Annotated in this window: 4 protein-coding genes and 1 pseudogene; all 5 read left to right on the top strand. The window is 33.6% G+C overall.

The genetic code is table 11. The features are described 5' to 3' along the window. On the top strand, nt 1–1,736 hold a 1,736-nt coding region (locus tag H9I37_RS11355), incomplete at its 5' end, for a sensor histidine kinase (RefSeq protein WP_187382844.1). Between the two features lie 2 nt (nt 1,737–1,738). Continuing rightward, the gene (locus tag H9I37_RS11350) at nt 1,739–3,202 is read left to right on the top strand and encodes a response regulator transcription factor (protein ID WP_187382843.1); all 1,464 of its coding nucleotides are present in this window, start codon (nt 1,739–1,741) and stop codon (nt 3,200–3,202) included. A gap of 55 nt (nt 3,203–3,257) precedes the next feature. Beyond that, nucleotides 3,258–3,863 carry a type IV toxin-antitoxin system AbiEi family antitoxin domain-containing protein gene (locus H9I37_RS11345; RefSeq protein WP_187382842.1) on the top strand — a complete coding sequence of 202 codons (606 nt, stop codon included), beginning with the start codon at nt 3,258–3,260 and terminating at the stop codon, nt 3,861–3,863. Then, nucleotides 3,860–4,708: a nucleotidyl transferase AbiEii/AbiGii toxin family protein gene (locus H9I37_RS11340; protein ID WP_187382841.1), complete on the top strand. Its 849-nt coding sequence runs from the start codon at nt 3,860–3,862 to the stop codon at nt 4,706–4,708. The genes H9I37_RS11345 and H9I37_RS11340 overlap by 4 nt, the downstream gene beginning before the upstream one ends. A 251-nt stretch (nt 4,709–4,959) precedes the next feature. Then, nucleotides 4,960–5,338: pseudogene (locus H9I37_RS11405) on the top strand (extracellular solute-binding protein); the annotation flags it as partial.

Below are 5,338 nucleotides of genomic sequence, written 5' to 3'. Positions count from 1 at the left end.
TTATAATTCTAGTGACAGTTAGGACCAATCAATATATAAAGTTAAGAGAGAATTGTGAAGAAGTTGCAACTGAAAATCAAGCAACAATTGAAAAGAATATCAATAAATTTAATCTTCTAGAACAGATGATTGGAGGTAACGAGAAATTAAAATTTTTCTTTACTATTCCAGAACGGTGTGATGAAGGCGAAGTCATAGATACAATGATTTCAGAATCAAAAATGATTGAAAGAACTCTTGGAGTAATGCCTGAAATTTATGGACTAAGAGTTTTTGCGAATAACGAGAATGTTCCTGAACGATTTCCCATTTTTATGAAATCGGCAAGGACTAACCTCGAAGATTTAAAAAAATGGGAATATAACTATTCCGCAGATTATTTGGGCAATCTTGGGCAGTTAAAGTTTGAGTCAGTATGTACGACACGCCCAATATACAAAAGTGACCGATTGATTGGTCACCTACAGATAGCTATGAAAATGTCAGATTTTTTTCCTTTTTTATATACAAGACATAATGAGTACCAAACAGATTATGTGTTTGAGGAGAATATAGATAAGGAAACTGGGTTGAGTGATTTTGTGAGAATTACAAACTCTTATATTGACGACATTCAAGGCGATATAGATGCTAAAGTGTTGAATAAGTTTGTGACAACCTTTAATGCGTCAGACTCGGAAATAAAAAAAAAATCAGGGCATCTGGTTGTAAACTCAAAGTTGGGCGATACTTATGTGTCTTGGCGCAGAATTAAAGACATGAACATCATTGTTATGCATGCAAGTTCCTCTAGAGAAGTATTCGAAACTGTATTAAAAATTGAAGCCCTTATGTTCTCAATTATCGTAACATTGGTTTTTCTGCTTTTTATTCTTGTAAAATACATGACAAAAAAACTTATGTCGGGCGTATATTCTCTTATGGAGGGGATGAAACGTGTTAGAGAAGGAGATTTAGACGTAACAATTTCTGCAGATGTGAAAGGGGAAGTAGGGGAAGCGCAGCAGACTTTTAATTCAATGACAAAAACTCTTAATTTTCAGATTAATCTTATAAAACAGGAACAACAACTGATTGCTGATACAGAGATGAAAGCAATGCAAAATCAGATTAATGCGCACTTTCTTTACAATGTGCTTGAAACAATAAAAATGCAGGCCGTTATCGCTGACCAGGAAGACATTGTAGAAAGTGTTACAGTGCTTGGAAAATTGATGCGCTACTGTCTGAGATGGAGGATTCACATTGTCACGCTGAATCAAGAAGTAGACTACATCAGAGCCTATATATATCTTTTGAATTTGCGAAACGACTATGAAATTTCACTGGAAACGGAAATTCCTGCAGAATTGGAAAATCTCAAAATTCCTAAAATGATTCTTCAGCCAATTGTTGAAAACGCTTTTAATTATGCTATTGAGCCACTTGGGGAAAATTCTTCAATAAAAGTCTATGCTCAGCAAGATGAAAAAAATAAAGATAAGGTTTGGCTTTGTGTTCAGGATTATGGACCTGGAATAAGCCCGGAAAATATAGAAAAGATAAATTCGTATTTAAAAAATGAAACTTATGAAAGAGACTCTAAGGGGAACATTGGAATTAAGAATATACAACAGAGGCTCACGATGATGTGTGGAAAAGATTACAGAGTTCAAATTATTTCAGAGTTGGGCAAGGGCACTCTTATAAAAATACCAGTATCGCGTAGGATTTCGGAGAAAGTTGTTGGGGTATAGAAATGATAACCATTGTAATTGCAGATGATGAAAAGTTAATTCGTGCCGGATTAAAAAAAATTCTTACAGATTCGCTAGATATTTCTCTAAATATAATTGAAGCGAAAAATGGTCAGGAAGCTTTAAATTTTTGTGAAGAAAAGCATCCTGATATTTTGATTACAGATATTCGTATGCCAGTGATGGACGGTGTCGAACTTATGAAGGCCTTAAGCTTAAAAGAAACAAGACCTAAACTTATTGTTCTCAGTGGCTTTGATGATTTTTCGTATGTTAAAGCCGCAATTCAAAGTGGTGCATCTACTTATATTTTAAAACCAGTTGACAAAAAGGAACTTATAAATTCTGTAAACGCAGCAATCTCTGATTCTCGAAAAGAAGAAAAAGAGAGAAATGAGCAAACTTTGCGTTCAATTGTAGACGAAGGCAGAATTGTATCTAACAGCGGACTTATGGAACTCGCTGGTAAAAAAGAGTACTTTTGCATCTCAATTTACGGAAAAGATGGATTACCAGAATTTGAAAATACGCTTGGAATTCGGCAATTTTATGTGCTTGAAGAAAAATCGAATTTTGTATGCATAGTATTGCCAAAAGAAGATGAAAAAATTGAGTATGACAAGTTTTTGTTAGATTACTATACAATTGGGGTTAGCAATGTCGCAAAAGATTTTTCTGTTCTTCGCAATCTTCGAAAGAATTCTTTTATTGCGGCTCTGGAATGTTTTTTTGATGAAGATGGTCACATAATTGGTAAAAAGAGACGAGGTGTTTTTAAATATGATGCAAGAAACAGACCTGAGGACTTTTTTGAAGTTGACCAAGTTTATGAAAAAATGGTCGCAAAACTTGATATTGCTAGTTCTGAAGAAATTCAGGCAGCAGTAAACGAAATATTTAACATCTTTACAAAGTCTGCTGGAGCAAATTCTGAAATTCTTTATTATCTGTATAACAAGATTATTACAAATCTTTTTGTGAGATTCCCTGGGTACAGCGACACAGACATGTATCTTCACCTAAAAGGGATTATGATTGAAAGCATCTTTGAGTATAACAATCTAGCTGAATGGTCTTCTTCAATAGTCGATTACACAGTTTATCTGACGGCTTTATTGAAGCAAAATACAAAAGAAGCTTCTTATATCACAGATTCAATAGAATACATAAAAACGCATTTCACTAAGAATATAAATATGGCAATGGTTGCGAATTACGTTTCTGTAAACTATACATGGTTTAGCGAACAATTTAAGCAGCACACAGGTATAAATTTTAATGAATATTTAAAACGATTGCGTCTTGAAGAATCAAAAAGATTGCTCGAAAAAGGTTGTTATAAAGTCTACGAAGTCGCAAATCGGTCAGGGTTTGGAGATGTCAAATATTTTATGAAGATATTTAGAGAATCTACAGGAATGTCTCCAACAGAATGGAAAAATCGGCACTCAAAAAGTGATGATTAATTAAATAGATTGTCTATTATTGACTTTTGAACTAACTAAATATATTGTATTTAGTATGAATGCCAATAAAGATAATCAAACTCGTATCCTAGAAATCATTTCACAAAATAATGGTCGTATTACTACAAAAGAAATAAGCGACATGGGAATTCATCGCCAATTTTTAAAAATATTGGTTGAAAAGGGTAAATTAATCCAAACGAGCAGAGGCATATATCAAAATCCAGAAATATTGGAAGATGAACTTTTTAATTTGCAGTCTTTGTATTCAAAAGGGATTTTTTCATTGGAAACATCTTTGTTTCTTTTTAATTTGTTGGAAAGAACTCCTTTTGAATGGACTATGACTTTTAAAGGCAATTATCATTCTAAAAAATTAGAAAATTTAGGCATAAGAATAAAACTGTGTAAACCAGAGTTATTTGATTTAGGAATAACAGAAGTGCTTACTAATGGGAATCATAGAGTTAAATCGTATTGTCCCGAGAGAACTTTGTGTGAAATTCTTAGAACGCGAGAAAAGACCGATATTCAGATTATTACATTTGCATTCAAAGAATATATAAAAAAAGATTCAAAAAATCTTACACTTTTGATGAATTATTCAAAAATATTTAAAGTAGAAAATAAGGTTAGAGCATATTTGGAGGTCCTTTTATGATTACAAAGAATCCAATGCAGCTAAAGGCCATAATAAAAAATAGAGCTAAAGAATTAAATATTACGCCACAGGCGGCTTTACAAACCTATTGTCTTGAAAGATTCTTAGAAAGGATTTCGGTATCGGATAAAGCGGATTGTTTTATTATAAAAGGTGGATTTTTAATTTCTTCGTTGATTGGCATAGAAAATCGCTCCACAATGGATATTGATACTACTTTTAAGGGTCTTGAGGTGACTGATGAAAATTTGGAAAAAATATTCAGAGATATTTGTAAAATTCATGTTGAAGATCAATTAGATTTTATTTTTGATAGAGTCGAAGAAATAAAAGAGGCAGATGAGTATCCGGGAATAAGAGTTCACCTTTATGCTGTATATGAGACCTTAAAAATACCATTGACTGTTGATGTTACCACAGGGGATTCAATAGTTCCTCAAGAAATTTGTTACAGTTATCATTGTGTATACGACGATAAGGTCATCAATATAAAGGCATATCCTTTGGAAAATGTCTTGGCCGAAAAAATAGAGACAATAATTTCTCGAGGCGTTGCCAATACACGAACTCGAGATTTTTATGACATCTATATTCTTTACAAACTTAAAAATTTGTCGATCAATTGGGCAATATTAAAGGAAGCGCTGTCATCGACTGCAAAAAGAAGAAGATCTACAAGTATTTTAAAAAACTATTCACAGGTCATTGATTCTTTAAGGGAGGATGTTGTTCAACATAATTATTGGAAAAACTATTCTCGTAAAAAGCAATTTGTTAAAGATATAAGTTTTGATGATACATTAACAGTTCTTGAAATATATTTAGAAAAAATTTTAAAAGTGTAAAAATAGAGTAAAAATCCTCGTTACCGAAAAAAAATAACCTTTTTGAAAAACAGTCAACTTACGCTCTAAAAAATTTGGACATATACTTTCCTTGTAACAAAGAAACTTTCACTAGTTACATAGGAGGTGTGATAGAAATTACTTCCTTGTAATTTCTATCATGAACGTTTACTTAGCGCGTTGCGCTTCGTAAACTTTGATGCAACGCCTCCTGCGCTGCCGCTAACGCGGTGTTTTTATAGGAGTGTATTATGAAAAAAACAAAATTGGTTGTTTTGGGAATGATAATGGCTCTTGCGGTAACTTCGCTTACTGCGGCTCCATGGTCAAAAAAAAGCACGAAAAAAGGATCTAAAGGAACACAGTCGGGAACTGCAAAGTCCGCAGGATGGACGTTAAACAAAGATACGCCGGTAAAGTTTGACTGGTATATCAACTTCAGCTGGTTTGCACGCCATTGGGGAGACTCAAAGGTTTCAAAATACATCACGGAAAAAACAGGTGTAGATATAAACTTTATAGTTCCGGCAGGAAACGAAGCAGAAAAGTTGAACGCGATGATAGCAGGAGACGCGTTGCCTGACCTCATCACACTAGGCTGGTGGGAAGGGCAGGTTCCAATGATGATAG

The organism is Treponema sp. Marseille-Q3903, from assembly GCF_014334335.1.
In the GTDB taxonomy this organism is placed as follows: Bacteria; Spirochaetota; Spirochaetia; order Treponematales; family Treponemataceae; genus Treponema_D.
This window is presented reverse-complemented; position numbering and strand designations above follow the sequence as displayed.

What these genes read in the sequence shown, in the direction of transcription:
- H9I37_RS11350 (WP_187382843.1), top strand. Translation starts at nt 1,739, where the DNA reads ATGATAACCATTGTAATTGCAGATGATGAAAAGTTAATTCGTGCCGGA.
- H9I37_RS11340 (WP_187382841.1), top strand. Translation starts at nt 3,860, where the DNA reads ATGATTACAAAGAATCCAATGCAGCTAAAGGCCATAATAAAAAATAGA.
- H9I37_RS11345 (WP_187382842.1), top strand. Translation starts at nt 3,258, where the DNA reads ATGAATGCCAATAAAGATAATCAAACTCGTATCCTAGAAATCATTTCA.